The sequence below is a fragment of the Streptomyces sp. NPDC059832 genome (genome assembly GCF_042731715.1).
Lineage (GTDB): Bacteria > Actinomycetota > Actinomycetes > Streptomycetales > Streptomycetaceae > Streptomyces.
Genome location: NZ_JBHWIY010000031.1, coordinates 1 through 15,496 on the forward strand (window position 1 = coordinate 1; position 15,496 = coordinate 15,496).

Annotated in this window: 8 protein-coding genes and 1 pseudogene; 7 read left to right on the forward strand and 2 right to left on the reverse strand. The window is 69.5% G+C overall.

All coding sequences use genetic code 11. The annotated features are described in order from the left end of the window. Nucleotides 1-260 precede the first annotated feature (260 nt). The 6 genes and pseudogenes from ACFV8T_RS35670 to ACFV8T_RS35695 all read left to right on the forward strand — a co-directional run bounded on the left by ACFV8T_RS35670 (nt 261) and on the right by ACFV8T_RS35695 (nt 9,522). Complete coding sequence (locus tag ACFV8T_RS35670) at nt 261-623, forward strand: hypothetical protein (RefSeq protein WP_385335687.1); 363 nt, start codon at nt 261-263, stop codon at nt 621-623. Beyond that, nucleotides 620-5,956, forward strand: coding sequence for a caspase family protein (locus tag ACFV8T_RS35675; RefSeq protein WP_385335689.1), 5,337 nt, complete (start codon nt 620-622; stop codon nt 5,954-5,956). Before ACFV8T_RS35670 ends, ACFV8T_RS35675 begins: the two co-directional genes overlap by 4 nt. Nucleotides 5,957-6,893: 937 nt before the next feature. Beyond that, nucleotides 6,894-7,079 (forward strand): annotated as a pseudogene (locus tag ACFV8T_RS35680) (DNA mismatch repair protein MutT); the annotation flags it as partial. A 152-nt stretch (nt 7,080-7,231) separates the two neighbouring features. Further along, nucleotides 7,232-7,837, forward strand: a complete 606-nt coding sequence (locus ACFV8T_RS35685) for a hypothetical protein (RefSeq protein WP_385335691.1) — start codon at nt 7,232-7,234, stop codon at nt 7,835-7,837. Between the two features lie 239 nt (nt 7,838-8,076). Next, nucleotides 8,077-8,925 (forward strand): peptidoglycan recognition protein, encoded by an 849-nt coding sequence (locus ACFV8T_RS35690; protein WP_385335693.1) that lies wholly within the window; start codon nt 8,077-8,079, stop codon nt 8,923-8,925. A 96-nt stretch (nt 8,926-9,021) separates the two neighbouring features. Further along, entirely contained in the window at nt 9,022-9,522 is a 501-nt protein-coding gene (locus tag ACFV8T_RS35695) for a levansucrase (protein WP_385335694.1), read from the forward strand. Between the two features lie 106 nt (nt 9,523-9,628). On the opposite strand, the gene ACFV8T_RS35700 is transcribed toward ACFV8T_RS35695, so the two are convergent. Together ACFV8T_RS35700 and ACFV8T_RS35705 are read right to left on the reverse strand one after the other, a co-directional pair. Next, nucleotides 9,629-12,301, reverse strand: coding sequence for a glycosyl hydrolase family 65 protein (locus tag ACFV8T_RS35700; RefSeq protein ID WP_385335696.1), 2,673 nt, complete (start codon nt 12,299-12,301; stop codon nt 9,629-9,631). A gap of 104 nt (nt 12,302-12,405) precedes the next feature. Next, nucleotides 12,406-13,503 carry a threonine synthase gene (locus ACFV8T_RS35705; protein WP_385335698.1) on the reverse strand — a complete coding sequence of 366 codons (1,098 nt, stop codon included), beginning with the start codon at nt 13,501-13,503 and terminating at the stop codon, nt 12,406-12,408. Nucleotides 13,504-13,733: 230 nt separating this feature from the next. On the opposite strand from ACFV8T_RS35705, the gene ACFV8T_RS35710 reads away from it, so the two are divergent. After that, nucleotides 13,734-15,317 carry a S8 family peptidase gene (locus ACFV8T_RS35710; RefSeq protein WP_385335700.1) on the forward strand — a complete coding sequence of 528 codons (1,584 nt, stop codon included), beginning with the start codon at nt 13,734-13,736 and terminating at the stop codon, nt 15,315-15,317. Nucleotides 15,318-15,496: the final 179 nt, after the last annotated feature.

Genomic DNA, 15,496 nt, shown 5'->3' on the forward strand with positions numbered 1-15,496 from the left:
GCTGCAGATACTCATCGCGACCTGGACCGGCGCCTGCCCCACCTGTCACCGCGACATGCCAGACCCCGCACCAACATGACCAAGCCCTACTAGTGAGGCCACCGAGTTCTTCTCAGTGGTGATCACTTCCAGGGGTTGTCGAAGGCGAGGGCGGCGTGGGTGATGTCACCTGTCCGTGCGGCAGTCCCGCACTTTCGGTCGAGTGCTGGCTGGTCGGTCCCCTAATATCGACGTCTGTTCACACAAGGACAAGGGGGGTCATGATGCGCGTTCGTATCGAAAGTGATGGCGAGAAGCCGGCTTTGACGGAGCTTCAGGACTGGCTGGCCCGTGATCCGAAGGCGCGGACGCTGCCCGTCACACCCGTCTCCATGCCAGGCCCCACCATGGGCGCGCTCGACGCTCTGGAAATCGTTCTGGGATCCGCCGGCGACATCGCGAACTTCGCGGTGGGCTACGCCGGCTGGCGGCTCGCACGCGCCGGCGACCGGGCCCGGGGCGCGCGCACGCTGACCTTCGGGGGCACGACGGTCGACATCAGCCATCTCGATCCGGAGCAGTTGGCGGATCTGCTGCGCCGCCTGGAGGCCGGGAACGCGAACGACGACGCCGCCCAGTCATGACCGACCGGTCGGTCCCGCGGTCCCGAGCAGTCTTCTTAGGCGTCCACGACTACGAGACGCTTCCCAAGCTAGAAGGCGTCGCCAAGAACATTCCTGCACTGCTCGACCAGCTGACCGACCCCGAGGTGGAAGCGCTCGGCAGGGGGGACTGCAACGTCCTCTCTGCCGGCAGCACGCGGAACGATTTTTTCGAGGCCGTCTGCGCCGCCGCCGATGGGGCATCCGACCTGCTTCTCATCTACTTCGCCGGGCACGGTCACTACTCCCGGGACGGGCAGGACCTGCTTCTTGCCACGAAGAAGTCCAGCCATCGGTATGCCTATCACTCGATCGAGTACAAAGAGCTCAAGGCGATCGTCGAGGCATCTCAGGCACGGCACAAGGTCGTCATCATCGACTGCTGCCACAGCGGGCTCGCCGTACGGATGGGCGGTGCGGCTCCTGCGCAGGAGGACGAGACCTTTTCCATCGACGGTGCCTGCGTTCTCACCTCGGCCGCTGAGACCGAGGAGTCGATCTGCCTCCCGAACGGCAGCGTGTTCACCCTCGCGCTGGTGTCCGTGCTCCAGGAGGGCATCACGGGGCCTCTGGACAACAAGGGGCGCAGGGGCGAGGAACAGAGGTACCTCCTGACCGGTGATGTCCTGAGGGCCCTCAAAAAGCAGCTCAAAGGTCGGCTGGAGGCCGGTAAGGCGGTACCGGAGCCCCGCATCGCCTGCCGCGGCGAGGGCGACCAGATCCCGCTCGCCCGCAACCGGGCCTATACCGGCGAGAAGTCTGCCGCCGCGTCGGCGGGCGGGGTCCTTGAGCCGCCGCCACCGGGTCCTGACCCGCTGCCCTCGGTGATCGCCCAGGAGCGTTTCGTCAGGGGACTCGGTGGATTCGAGCGGAACCTCACCCCCGAATGCCTTCCCTACGTGTCCCCGGGGCAGGACCACGAGACCGAGCGGTCCCAATTGTTCCGCCGCCTTCGCGAGGCGGACGACCGGGGTGTGCTGCTGATCGGTGCGGCCGGCACCGGTAAGACCCGTACGGTCCTTGAGGTGGGACGGCTGGCGCTGGACGAGGGGTGGCGTGTGCTGCATCTGCGTCCCAGCGGGAAGGAGGACGTCACCACAGAGATCATCCACCAGGTGTTGGCGGGGGACACTCCTGTCCTGGTGGTCTTGGACTACCTCAACCACTACTTCAGGAAGAACGACGACAATCCGCGGCTCGACCTGACCACACTCCGCCACCAGCTCCTGCCGGAGGCACGTCACAAGGAGATCAAGGTCGCCTTCCTCGCCACGGCACGTCCTGGGTGGTTGCGCAAAACGAACGAGATCCACCTGTACGAGCTCTTCGACGAGGTCGATCTGCGGCAGGACGAGGAATTCCAGCGGCAGGTGGCGGAGCAGGCGCTGGCCAGGATGGCGCCCACGGCCATCGACCGGTTCGGCATGGACCGGATGTGGGAGATCTGCGGCCACCGGCCCATCATCGCGCTGCTGGTCGCCCGTGAGGTGGAGCGGCGAGTCGCGACCGGCAGCCTGCGGGACCTGTCCGGTCTGAGGGCGAGTGGCGAGCTGTCCTCCTGGCTCAGGAGCCGACTGGAGGAGGACGATCTCGCCGTCATGCGGCGCGAGGAGACCCGCCATGGGGGGACTGCCTTCCACCGGGTCTCGGCCTCCGAGCTGCTGGTGGCCGCCGCGGCCGCAGCGGCCGCCTGTCCGCAGGAGTACGCCCAGGTGGTCGCGACCGCCAAGGCGGCGCTGCCTCGGGAGTCCGAGGACACGCCGGAGGCGGAGGAGGTGGTGGAAACCCTGCTCGATCTGGGCTGGCTGCAGCGCGAAGGTCCGGGCGACATGCTGGCCACCGCCCACGACATCGTCTGCGACCACCTCATGGAGTCCGTGATCCTCCCACCCGGTTCCCGCCGCCCGGACCGGCAGAGGGCCTTGTCGCTGTTGAGCGGCTCTCTCATCGGCCCCCGGACGCTCGGGCGCTACGCGACGAACCTCGCCCGGTTGATGAACGACCTGGCGGTTCAGCCACGGGACTCCGTGTCGGAGCTGCTCGACCGCTGGTTTGCGGACAACTCCTCCACCATCGGCGACGTCATGCGTCGCGACGCGGACGCGGGCAGCTATGCCCTCGGGGCACTTGTCTACGGGCCACCCTGGTCGCAGGCCGCTGTACGGGACTGGCAGGAGATCGCCGGTCCCTGGCTGGAGGAGTACGGCGACCAGGTCGTTGCCCGTCACCTGCTTTACAGCGGCCTGTCGCGTCTTCCTGCCGACAGCGCGGCCCAGCTCGTCCCGGCGGCACTGCTCTGGCTCGAGAAGTACGGCTGGCGGCAGGACGCCAGTTACGTCCTGGGTCCGCTTCTCAGCAGGACGGAACTCCCGGCCGAGCTGAGCCCGTCCCTCGAGAAGGCGGTCGGCTGGCTGAATCTCCACAGCGAGTCCCCAGGAGCCCACTTCGTCCTGAGCGCCCTGCTCGCCCGCGGTGACCTCACGCCCCACCAGTCGAGGAAAGCTGTCTCGGCGGCCATGCGGTGGTGCGAAGCCTCAATGGCCGCACGGCAGACCGGAGTGGTTCTCCAATCCCTCCTGGGCCGGGCAGACCTGACCGAGGCCGAAGTGCGCCGCGCGATTGCGGGGGCCTACATCTGGGTGGGCCACAACATCACCCTTGAGTGCTCGTCGAAGGTCTTGATCGCGCTACTGAACTACGCCAACCTTCCACGCGAGGAATTCCGTTACGCTGCCCTGCTGGCGCTCAGATGGCTGGAACACCACGGGGACACCCGGCGAGCCCATTGGGTCCTGCGGCCAGTGTTGGACATGCAGAGAGCGGGCAGGCCGCAGATCCAGCAGGCTGTCTCCTACGCGGTCGGGTGGTTGAGGACTCACGCCTCGGAGAGGGATGCCGACTTCCTGATCGGCCGGTTGCTCGACCGCGACGACCTCGCCCCCGAGGAACGAGAGCTCGTGGTCAGGTCCGCAGGACTGTGGCTGGAGGTCCATGCCCCGGAGAAGGATGCCGACTTCCTGATCGGCCGATTGCTCGAGTGCGACGGCCTCGCTCCCGAGGAACGAGAGCGCGTGACGGGATATGCCGACCTATGGCTAGATGCCTACGCGACCCAGGTTGCCGCCAGCTTCACCTTGTCCAAGATGCTTACCCGTCGTGGCCTCACCGACGAGCAGGCTCGACGGGCCGTAGGACAGGCGATGTCCTGGCTGGAACTCCACGAACGCGAGAAGACAGCGGGGTTCGTACTGCAGCACCTGCTCAAGCGTGAAGCCATACCCGCCTACGAGATCCGCCGCGTCATCACATTCGCCAACAATTGGTTGTCGCGGTATGGGGAGTCCACGGACGCCAGCTTTGTCCTACCTGCCCTGCTGGCCCGGCCAGACCTCACCGACGAGCAGGCGGACCAAGCGGTTGTCTCGGCGATGTCCTGGCTGCGCGTACACGGTTCCCTGGGCACGGCGGATCACGTCCTGCAGCCACTTCTTCTCCGTGGTGATCTCCCGTCCGCCCGGGTGCGGTCCGCCGTCTTCCTGACGGCCCAATGGCTTGGAAGCTACAGGGAGGAGAAGAGCGCAGGCCACCTCCTCGGTGCGCTGCTCGCGCGCGACGACCTCACGGCGGAGGAGGCCGCGGCCGGCGTGCGGGAGGCCCTGAGGTGGCTTGAGCGGAAGTGTCCCGCGGCTGGGACCCATCGCCTCCTGCCGGAGCTGCTGGGGCGGCCCGAACTCTCCTCCGAGCAGCGTGCCCGTGCCACCAGGTTCTCCGAGATGTTGGAGCAGCGGAACACCGGCACCTGGATGGGGGCCCAGAAATTCCGGAGGTTGTTCCAGGAGCGCACGGCGCGCACGGACGAGGAAGAGTTGCGGCAGCTGGTCTCCGGGGTGGAGTGGCTTGAGGAAAACGCCACGCATGCGGAGGCGCTCCCTTTGCTGATCGACGTGCTGGACCACCCAATGCTGCAGCATTCCGATCCGGTGGGGGAACTCACCGGTAGAGCCGTTGCCTCGGCCCTTGCCTGGCTGGAGGCGCACTGGGCGGATGTCACCGCCACGCGCTTGATCCAGTCGCTGCTCAGGGCGCCGGAGATGACGGACGGGCACCTCGGCGACGTGGTGGCGTACAGCCTGCAGTGGCTCGTGAGGCATGAGGGTCATGCCCGTAGTCGGTATCTGCTGCAATCGCTCCTTTCCCACGCCGGTTTGGATGACGACCAGTTCGATGCCGGAGCCCTTCTGGCCATCGGCTGGCTGCGGGACCGGGGAACAGGGCCCAAAGCGTATTTCCTTCTGGAGAGACTGCTGGAGTACTCCGGGCTCGTGGAGGAGCGGGTGCGTGACACGGTCGCGTTCGCCCGGACGTGGCTCACCCGTCACCGCTCGATGGCGGAGGCGGGGTTCGTCCTCAAGCCCTTGCTCGTCAGGAACGATCTGACGGACGATGAGTGGGAGTGGGCGCTTTCGGAGGCGATGGGCTGGCTGAGAGATCACAGGAACAGCCGTGCGGCGCGGCGCGTCATGACCGCGCTCGCCGAGCACCACCGGATCGGGGCGGCCGACCGCGACGAATTGGTGAACACGGGTATCGCCTGGCTGGAAAGCCATAGCCATTCACCGCAGTCGCCCCAAACGCTGCGGTCGTTGTTCGGTCCGACGAACCTGAGCGAGGCCCAGACCAGGAGGCTGGTCGACTGTGGGTTACGGTGGATATCCCAGCAGAAGCTGGCAGACGCCTGGCAAATGCTGGGCGTCCTCGCCGAGCGCTCGGACCTGCCAGCCGACCAGGCCACAACGGTTGAATCTCTGGTGACCACCCGGGTGTCGGCGGACCCCACCGCGCTCGACGTGAGCTTCGTGCTTGAGCCCCGCCTGGCGCGTACCGACATCACACTGGCGCAACGCACGAAGGCGATCTCATGGTCGTTCGCGTGGCTGGAGCGTCACATTCCGGACTGGCAGTCTCACTTGCTCCTCGGATCCCTGCTCGCGCTGGAGGATCTCTCGGCGACCGAGACGGGTCGGGTTGTGGACTGGTCACTTGAGTGGTTGGAGCACCACACCGACGGCACCGCCGAGACGTTCACCGTCCAGGGCGCTGAAGCGGTCCTCGGCCCGCTTCTTTCGCTGGACCTCGACGAGGCGCATTCGCGGCGGCTCAAGGTCTACCTCCCGCAGTGGGAGGCGCTGGGCGGGAGACCGTCGGGTGAGGTGCCTCCGGCGGTTTCGCCGATGCCGGCGATTCCCACGTCGCGGACCTCGGGGGAGGCGGAGAGCCCCTCCGGTGTGGTTTTCGGCACGGGCGACGGTAACTGACACAGGCCCAGGTGCCCATCCCGGTGGCGCACTGGACACCCAATAGACGGTGTGCATCGTGAAGTCGCGGGTTAGGGGGTTGGTGTGCTTGGGGCTCCGGGCGCTCGTGCTGGTCATAAGCGGATGGGCGGAGATGGCCAGTCACCGAGAGACTTCGCGGTTCGTCAGGACCATCAGGCCCTGACCAGGGACGTAGCCCAAGCCGGGTTTCCGTGCGGCCTTGTAGCGGGGCGCCCGAGATCCCACAGTTCCAGCGTTGGCGAGGGCGCCTGGGCGCCCTCGGCGCGATCAGTGATCCCACCCACGTCTCCGTCGCCTTCGCACTGCTGACTCCCGAGAGGAAGGACAGCGATGGATCCGGACCGGCTATCCGCTTCCAGGCCAGCGACGTATAGCGAGGCAGCACCCCATCCATGCTTCACGGACGGACGAGGTCCGGCTCGTGCAATGTCCGGCTGGACTCGTGCCTGATTCGGCGACGGAGCGAGCTGTCCGCAGACAGTCCGCAGGACAACCGTAAGCGGCCGTCGGAGGCCAACGCATGCCAACGGAGAAACCCCTGGTCAGAGCCCTGGATGGCGTTCCGCCGCAGGTCAGGATCGGCTCGCAGACATTCCGCTTCAACGTGTGAGCGGGTGACACAACACCACGTTGGAGGCCTGGCGAACATACAGGTCAGATGGGGTCCGGCTCTTCGGAGTCGGGCCCCTGGTTTTTCCCGTGCCGGGTTGGGGTCGGAGCCTGACGAGCCCGCCCTGCTGCACCGCCTCCGGTGATCCCGTGGCCACCTCTTGAAGGGAAGCCCACTCCCGGACCGTCACGAGGTGGGCCGATTGAAGGCCCACCTCGATCCGCTCCACGCTCGCGGTCCACCAGCGCCGCCGCGTCCCCGGCGCCGCCGATCTCGCCCGCCGCGCCCGCGAGGCCCTCGCCCAACATGCCCAACAACCCGACCGGCGAAGAGAATCCCGTGGCCCAGCGGACCGGCAACCGCTCCCAAGCCCTCAAGCCGGCGCTCGAATCGATGACCCTGCTGGTCGCTGCGGTCATCGTCCACGACAAGGCCACCAACCGTGTAGTCCTCCTCCAGCGCAGCGAGAACGCCAAGTTCGCCCAGGGACTGCGGTGGCGGTGGCGGTGGCGGTGGCGGTGCTGGGCGGGCAACCGTTGCCCTGTTGATTCCGGACCCGCGCCTCATTGCCGCATCGGTTGCCCCGTGATCGGAGACAGGCGGTGGGCCGTACTTCACACTGTCGCTCCATGGGGAACACCTTGATGACCACGGTGATCGCGATCGTCGGCACCCTCATGGGCAGCGGACTGACGGCGTTCGTCACGGCACGAACGGAGCGGCGCAAAGATGAGGCCCTCGAACGGCAGCAGATACGCCAAGAGGGCGCACAGGACCGCACCCAGCTTCGAGAACTCCGCGTCGAGCATCGAAAGTGGCGGAGGGAGCGCAGACAAGCCGCCTACCAGGGCCTGATGGACGCGGCACACGAAGCGCAGGGGGCTGTCTGGCAACTCTCACGGCTGACTTTCGACCCCTTTGACCAGCAGCGCTATGACATCAGGCGCGGCGCGGCCATCGATGCGGTACGGGCGACTCTGCGGGCGGCCCATACGGTGCAGCTCGAAGGGCCGCCTTCAGTGGCTGAGGCCGCGGCGGAGTATGCCGAAGCCGTCGACCAGCACATCGGCCCGCCCATTCAGTACCTGATCGAGCTGGGCAAAGGGCCGGTGAGTGACACGGCGAACGAGCGGTATCAGGCCAGGGCTGCCGAGACGGCCACGCATCTGGAGAACATGCACCGGCGGTTCGTCCCGCTCGCAAGAGAGGCTCTGGACGAGCTCATGTCCGAAGCCGGTGAGCGCCCGTAGAGCCACGTTTTCGCAGGTGGGAGCTCTATGCCTCACGTTCCGCCGCGTGCTGTCGTCGTGCTCCGTGCGGCAGTTGGGTGATGCGCCGTCGTGCTCGCCTGTCTGCACTAACCCGGCGCGCGCCGGAAACCTGTCGCCGCAAAGCTATGGGCATACGCGCTCCCGCCGGCATCCCGGCGAAAGACGAAGAAGGTTTTCCTGTGCGTCTGTACCGAATAGCGCTGTGGGCCACGGTTCCCATGGCGCTTCCCCTGCTGGCGGCACCTGCCGGAGTGACGGCGGTCCGAGCCGTCCCGGACACAGCTCCGGAAGGGGCACCGTCCGTGTGGCGGCCCGGAGCGACCGCCCAGCCGGTCGCCGACATCGGGCGGCCGTTCCCGGCCCTCGGGGCCACGTCGATGGTCCTGCCCCGCACGGTGCCCCGGCCCGCCATAGTGCCCCGTGCGCAGTGGCGGGCCGACGAGACCAAACGTGACCCCCGGGCCCACTACGCGGAAGGCGTCAGGGCGGTCTTCATCCATCACACCGACACCCCCAACGGCTACGACTGCGCGAACGTCCCCCGTACCCTGCGCAATCTGTATACGGGCCAGATCCGTGACCGGAGTTGGGGCGACCTCGGCTACAACTTCCTCGTCGACAAGTGCGGCACCATCTACGAAGGCCGCGCCGGCGGCGCCGACCGGCCCGTCGTCGGCTCCCACACCCTCGGGTTCAACCAGGGCACAGCGGGCATCGCGGCGATCGGTACGTTCGGAACGGGGGCATCGGTACCGGCAGCCATGGAGCACGCCATCGCGGCCCTCGCCGCATGGAAGCTCGGCCTGAGCGGCATCGACGCCGCCGGCAAGGTGCGGCTCACCTCCACGAACGGCAAGAGCCGCTACGCCAAGGGTACTTCGGCCGAGTTCGACGCCATCTCCGGCCACCGCGACGGCTTCGCCACCAACTGTCCCGGGGATGCGCTGCTCGCGAGGCTCCCCGCGATCCGGAAGCTGGCCGCGGGCCTCCAGGGCAGGCCCCCGCGAACCCCCTCGGGTGCCCCTCTCACCACGAGCCCGGGGAACGGCCACCGCGACAGTCGCTGACGGTCCGCCGGAGGCGGCGCGCGCCCGGGGCCGGTGCGCAGGATGTCCGTCGCCCCGTATTCCACGAACCGGGCCGGTCCGTGGACAATCGCGGCCATGAGCGAAGAGTCGATACGGAACTACCTGGCCACGGTCGAGAGCCGACTGGCGGCCGATGCCTGCGCCCCGCGCTGGGAGGACTGGTCCGGAGTCCCGGTCCTCGTCGGGCGGCGGGCCGACTTCCGGATGCGGTGGGCGGCCACCAATCTGCATCTGTTCACCGTGGCCGCCGCCGTGCCCGAGGTCACCGTGCCCGTCATCGACACATTCACCACGCAGGTGCTCGCGTACGCCAAGAAGAACAAGGGCGGTCTGCCCGTCGGGATGCAGACCGGTGTCGCGGCCTTCCCCGTTCTCGTCAGTGATCGGATCGATCCGGCCGCGATGGCGTGGGCGGAGGAGAAGCAGCGCAATCAGTTCGCCTGCTTCGCGCGCCCGGTGGTGGTCGACAGTGCGCAGGGCTACGTGGGCATGTACCGAGGGAAGCCGGCCCTGGGACGGGCCTATGCCTCGCATCTGATCGAGAAGGGCGCCCGCTACTTCCAGCCGCAGGGCTGAGGCGCCGGGGCCGCGGCCGGTCAGGGGAACTGCTCGGCCGCCACTACGGCTTCGGCAGCAGGTTGCGTGCCCGCGCCCGCGGCCGATGTCCCGTACGCCCCTCCGGCTACGGCTGTGTGATCCTCAACTCCCTCACACCCGCGGGCTTCTGCGCGTCCTCGGACTCGACCGTCAGCCGTACCAGGCGGGCCACCGCCCCCGCACGGTACGGCTGCCAGTACGTGCCGTCGGGTGATGTGTCCAGGTGGTACGAGGAGGGGCGCGTGTCCGTCCACTCCGGTTCGGCCGCGGTCACCACGCCCGTACGCTCCAGGTCCACCGTCAGTGCGCCCGTCGCGCCGTCCGGGGACCAGGCGGTGGCCTGGCTGCCGTCCACCGCGGCGGCAGCGTACAGGCCGGGGGCTTCCGATGTCGCCGTCGCCGGGCGACAGCGGGCCGCGTCGGTCGTCGCTGCGAGGTCGGGGCGGCGGGTGGGGAGAGCGAGCGTGCGGGTGAGCAGGCGGGGGCCTGCGGGGGAGTGGATGGTGAAGGGGGCGCCGGAGGTCAGCCGGACCGTGGTCGTCCGGGGGCCGATCGCCAGGTCGTACGTACGGCCCCGGTAGTGCAGGCCCGTCAGTGTGACGCCGCTGCCCAGTTGCGGCGGCAGCATCGGATCGAGACGTACCCCGTCCTCCCGCAGCCGCAGGCCCGTCAGACCGTGCGTGAAGACCTGGAGGAACCCGCCCTTCCCGGTGAGGAAGTCCTCGGCGGGGGAGCCCGAAAGCGGGTCCTGGGCGCCCGCCTTCGCGCCCCGGGCCTCGCTGAAGAGGGCGTACGGGCCGCGCATGAACGGGCGGACGGCACGCTGGAGATAGGTGTACGTCGCGCAGCCGGGCTCCCCGATCGTGGCCGCGTCGATCGCATGGACCGAGTCGGTCATGGCCGGGCCGTCCGGGTCGGTGCGCTCCGCGTAGTAGTCGAGGGTGGACGCGGCGGCGCCCGGCTCCATCGGCCACTCCAGCGGGTAGATCAGCAGCACCGTGTCGGCCTGCTTGATCGTCGAGCCGTTGTAGCCCGCGTACTGGAGGAAGAGCTTCCGCGCCGGGTCGTACGGGATGCGCAGGCCGTCCGCGACCCGCGTCCACTCGGCCGGTGCGGGGTGTCCGAGCAGTCGCGCCGCACGGGTGGCGTTGCGCAGGGCGGTGACCGCGACCGCGTTGGTGAAGACTCCGTCGTTGACACCGTTGCTGTACTCGTCGGGGCCCGCGACGTCCTTCACCGAGTAGCCGCCGTCGGCGTCGGCGGTGGCCCGCGAGGCCCAGAAGTCGGCGATCCCTTCGAGCAGCGGCCAGCCGCGCCCGGCCAGCCAGTCGCGGTCCCCGGTCGCCAGGTAGTACTGCCAGACGGCCAGCGAGATATCGCCCTGGAGATGGTTCTGGGTGACGCAGTGCGGGGGGTTCCAGCTCTGGCACTCGGACCACAGATCGCCGCCGCTCGCGCTCGTCCACGGGTAGAACAGGCCCTGGAACCCCAGCTTCCGGGCGTTGGCGCGGGCGGCGTCGCGGGTGCGGTAGCGGTACTCGACGACCGGGCGGGCCAGCTCGGGGCGGGTGGCGAGCAGTCCCGGATACATCCAGATCTCGGCGTCCCAGAACACCATTCCGGCGTAGTTGTCGCTGGTCAGACCGGCCGGTGCGATGCTGTCGCGCGAACCGGCCCGGGTGGAGGCCAGCAGTCCGTACTGTGCCGCCCGAAGCCACTTCTGCAGTTCGGGGCTGTCCGGTACGGAGATGTCGGCCGCCCATGCCCGCCGCCAGGCAGCCGTGTTCGCGGTGAGCACCCCGGACCAGCCGCGCCGGGCCGCGCGCCGGGCGGCGTCGCGGGCGGCGTCGCGGGGGGCGGGGGAGGTGAGCGCGGTGTCGATGCCGACGTACTTCTCGAAGGTGTACGTACGCCCGTCCCGCACCCGGTGCGTGCTCCGCGCCGCGACCGGCGCTCCGGCCCCCGGCGCTCCGGAGCGCACGGCCTGGACGATCGCGCCCATGGTGCCGGTGCCCCGGGTGCGGAACGTTCCGTCGGCGTCGAGATCGAGCCGGCGCGCGCCCCTCGGGTCGAGGCGGCCGGTGACGGTCGCGGTGCCGTTCCAGTGCGGTGTCATGCGCAGACGTACGGCGCCGGTGTGCACATCGGACCGGTCGGCGAGCACCTCGTACGTCAGGTCGGTCGCGCGCCCGTCGGCCGTGGTCCACCGCAGCGACGTGCGCACCAGTCCGCAGCGCAGGAAGAGCGTCTGACGGTAGCGCGAGATCCGGCCGGGGGGCGTGTCGGAGCCGTAGGTCTCGTCGCCGACGCGTACGTCGAGGTCGGTCCAGCTCGGCAGTGCGGCGACCACCTCGCGGCCGGCGGCGAGATCCTTGTCGCGCCCGAACAGGCCGGAGACGAACGCGCCGTCGTAGCGCGGGGTGAACAGCGGCCAGCCGGTCTTCTCGCCCGAGGCGGCGTACCCGGCGCCCGCGGCGGGCACCCGGTGCCCCAGGTAGCCGTTGCCGGTGTAGGGGGCGTAGCCGGCTGCCTCGCCGAACCGGGTGGATGTCAGGGCCCAGGAGGGATCGGTGTCCTGGCCGCAGGCGGTGGTCCCCGCGGAAGGAGCGGAAGGAGCGGAAGGGGCGGAAGGAGCGGAAGGGGCGGAAGGAGGCGCCGTCGCGTACGAGACGGGGCTCGGAGACGCGATCAGGGCGCCCGCGACCAGGGGCGCGAGAGGCGCGAGGGACGTGAGGAGACAGCTGCGCGAGAGGCTCACCGTACGAAGGTAGGGAACCGCGTGCCGCGTGGCGGTGCGCGGCACGCGGGGTGAACGGCTGACGGGGCGGCCGACGTGACAGCGGGCGCCGGTGGTCCGCTCCGTCAGGTCGCGAGACCGGTCTTGAGACCCGCGCCGCACAGGGGGACGACGACGCTCCGGTCCGTCCAGCCGCCGACCGCGGCCCAGCAGGCGACGCCCGTCGTCTCCACGTAGAACCCGCGGGCGGCCAGATCCAGCTGTGCGGCACGGATCTGATCCTCGGTCACCGTGAGGAAGGTGCCGCCCGATTCCCGGACCGCGGCCAGGATGGCGCGGGCGCGCGGCGGGCGGGGGATGGCGATGCCCTCGGCGAGGGTGGGTGCGGCGGGGCCGGCCGGGGCGTCGGGCAGTTTGTCGGCGTCGGCGCGGAAGGCGGCGGCCAGGGGGGAGACGGCCTCGGCCTGTACGGCGATCAGCGCCGGTCGCCGGTCGATCAGCCCCTGGGCGTGCAGTTCGGCGGTGGCCAGGGCCGCGCCGAGGAGAAGGGTGCCGTTGCCGACCGGTACGGCGATGGCGTCCGGGAGCCGGCCGCCGAGGTCCTCCCACATCTCGTACACATACGTCTTCGTGCCGTGCAGGAAGTACGGGTTGAAGACGTGCGAGGCATAGAAGGTGCCGGGGGCGTCGGCGGCGGTACGGGCGGCGGCCGCGGTGGCCTCGCGGTCGCCGGGGACGATCTCCAGGCGGGCGCCGTGGGCCCGGATCTGCTCGGTCTTCTTCGGGGACGTGCCCTCGGGGACGTACACCGTGCAGGGGAGCGAGGCACGGGCGCAGTACGCGGCGACGGCCGTGCCGGCGTTGCCGCTGCTGTCCGCGACGACGCGCTCGGGCGACAGCCGGCGGGCCAGCTCGGCGAGCATCACCGCGCCGCGGTCCTTGAAGGAGAGCGTCGGCATCAGGAAGTCGAGCTTGGCCGAGACCGTGCCGGTGAGCGGGACGAGCGGGGTGCGGCCCTCGCCGAGCGTGGTCGCGGGCGAGGAGAGAGGCAGCACCTCCTCGTAACGCCACAGTGAATTGACGCGCCCGGCCAGGGAGTTGAGCGAGAGCGTGCCGGCGGCTTCGAATTCGAGGTCCCAGGGGCCGCGGCAGACCGGGCAGCACCAGGTGAGAGCGGTGGTCCCGGCGCGGGTGCCGTCCTGCGGGCAGATGTATGCGGGCATGCCCGTCAGCATGTCAGGTGTGTGGCAGCCCCGTGGCGAAGGTATTGCGGAGCCCAACGCACCCTTGTGCGATTTCCAAGAATCGGTCAATCTTTCGCTGTCGGCGGGGCCGTGGGCAGCGTGGAACTCGCAGCAGTTGATTGTCATGCCCATGCTGAGCAGTCTCTGTTCCGTCCCGACCGCACGTGAACCCCCCACCAGAGCACCGCAATCGAGGAGGACCCCCCCACATGTCAGTGACGCGGCACACCCCCCACGCACGCCGAAGAATCGCCGCGGCGAGCGTCATGGCCGGTGCGGCCCTCGCGCTCTTTGGCGCGGCGGCGTTCCCCGCCTCGGCGTCCGGGCCGGCGGCGGAGGGCCGGATCCAGAACGCGGGTGCCCCGGGCACCATCAGCGGCAGCTACATCGTCACGCTCGACGAATCGGCCGACGCGGGTTCCGCGAAGGGCAGGGCGCTCGCCGAGAAGTACGGCGCCGAGATCGAGAAGACCTACCGTGCCGCCGTCAACGGCTACGCGGTGGAGCTCTCGGAGGGCCAGGCGAAGAAGTTCGCCGCCGACCCGGCCGTCGAGTCCGTGGTGCAGAACCGGACCTTCAGGGTCACCGGCACCCAGCCCTCGCCGCCCTCCTGGGGACTCGACCGGATCGACCAGAAGTCCCTGCCGCTGAACCAGAGTTACACCTACCCCGACAAGGGTGGTGAGGGTGTCACCGCGTACGTCATCGACACCGGTGTGCGGATCACCCACAGCGACTTCGGTGGCCGGGCCTCGTACGGCTACGACGCCATCGACAACGACAACACCGCGCAGGACGGCTACGGCCACGGCACCCATGTGGCGGGCACCGTCGCCGGTTCGGCGTACGGCGTGGCCAAGAAGGCGAAGATCGTCGCCGTCCGGGTCCTCGACAACAGCGGCTCCGGCACGACCGCGCAGGTCGTCGCGGGCATCGACTGGGTGACGGCGAACGCCGTCAAGCCCGCCGTGGCCAACATGAGCCTGGGCGGCGGGGCGGACTCGGTGCTCGACGCCGCCGTGCGCAAGTCCATCGCGTCCGGCATCACCTACGCCGTCGCCGCGGGCAACGAGTCCACCGACGCCTCCACGAAGTCCCCCGCGCGGGTCACCGAGGCCATCACGGTCGGCTCCACCACCAGCACCGACGCCCGCTCCAGCTTCTCCAACTACGGCAGCGTGCTGGACATCTTCGGCCCGGGTTCGTCGATCACCTCGGCCTGGAACACCGGCGACAGCGCCACCAGCACCATCTCCGGTACGTCGATGGCGACCCCGCACGTGGCCGGCGCCGCGGCCCTCTATCTGGCCGACCACCCGAGCGACAGCCCGGCACAGGTCTCCGCCGGACTGGTCGCCGCGGCCGGCACCGGAGTGGTGACCAACCCGGGCACGGGCTCGCCGAACCGGCTGCTGAACGTCGGCGGCGGCTCCACCACCCCGCCGGGCGGCAAGAAGTTCGAGAGCACGACGAGCTACGCCATCGGCGACAACTCCACCGTCGAGTCGCCGATCACCGTCACCGGTGTCACCGGCAACGCGCCGGCCACACTGAGCGTGCCCGTGAACATCACGCACACCTACAGCGGCGACCTGAAGATCGACCTGGTCGCGCCCGACGGTTCGGTCTACAACCTGAAGGCTTACGGGGCCGGTGGCAGCGCCGACGACGTGAACACCACCTACTCGGTGAACGCCTCGTCGGAGGTGGCCAACGGCACCTGGAAGCTGCGGGTCGCCGACAACGCGGCGGGGGACACCGGGAGGATCAACTCCTGGGGCCTGCAGTTCTGATGACGACGGTGCCGGCGACGACGGGCCCGGCGGCGACAGCTCCGGCGGCGACGGTCCTGGCGACGACAGTTCGATGACGATGCGTCCGTGACGCGTCGGACAGGTGGGGCGGCTGCTTCGGCGGTCGCCCCGCTCCTGCGTGGGGCCGAATGCGGTTGCGGTGAACCGGAGGAGGGGAT

Bases quoted from the DNA above. Each gene is read 5' to 3' on its own strand.
- ACFV8T_RS35670 (WP_385335687.1), top strand. From the start codon at position 261: ATGATGCGCGTTCGTATCGAAAGTGATGGCGAGAAGCCGGCTTTGACG.
- ACFV8T_RS35675 (WP_385335689.1), top strand. From the start codon at position 620: ATGACCGACCGGTCGGTCCCGCGGTCCCGAGCAGTCTTCTTAGGCGTC.
- ACFV8T_RS35685 (WP_385335691.1), top strand. From the start codon at position 7,232: ATGACCACGGTGATCGCGATCGTCGGCACCCTCATGGGCAGCGGACTG.
- ACFV8T_RS35690 (WP_385335693.1), top strand. From the start codon at position 8,077: ATGGCGCTTCCCCTGCTGGCGGCACCTGCCGGAGTGACGGCGGTCCGA.
- ACFV8T_RS35695 (WP_385335694.1), top strand. From the start codon at position 9,022: ATGAGCGAAGAGTCGATACGGAACTACCTGGCCACGGTCGAGAGCCGA.
- ACFV8T_RS35705 (WP_385335698.1), bottom strand. From the start codon at position 13,503: ATGCCCGCATACATCTGCCCGCAGGACGGCACCCGCGCCGGGACCACC.
- ACFV8T_RS35710 (WP_385335700.1), top strand. From the start codon at position 13,734: ATGTCAGTGACGCGGCACACCCCCCACGCACGCCGAAGAATCGCCGCG.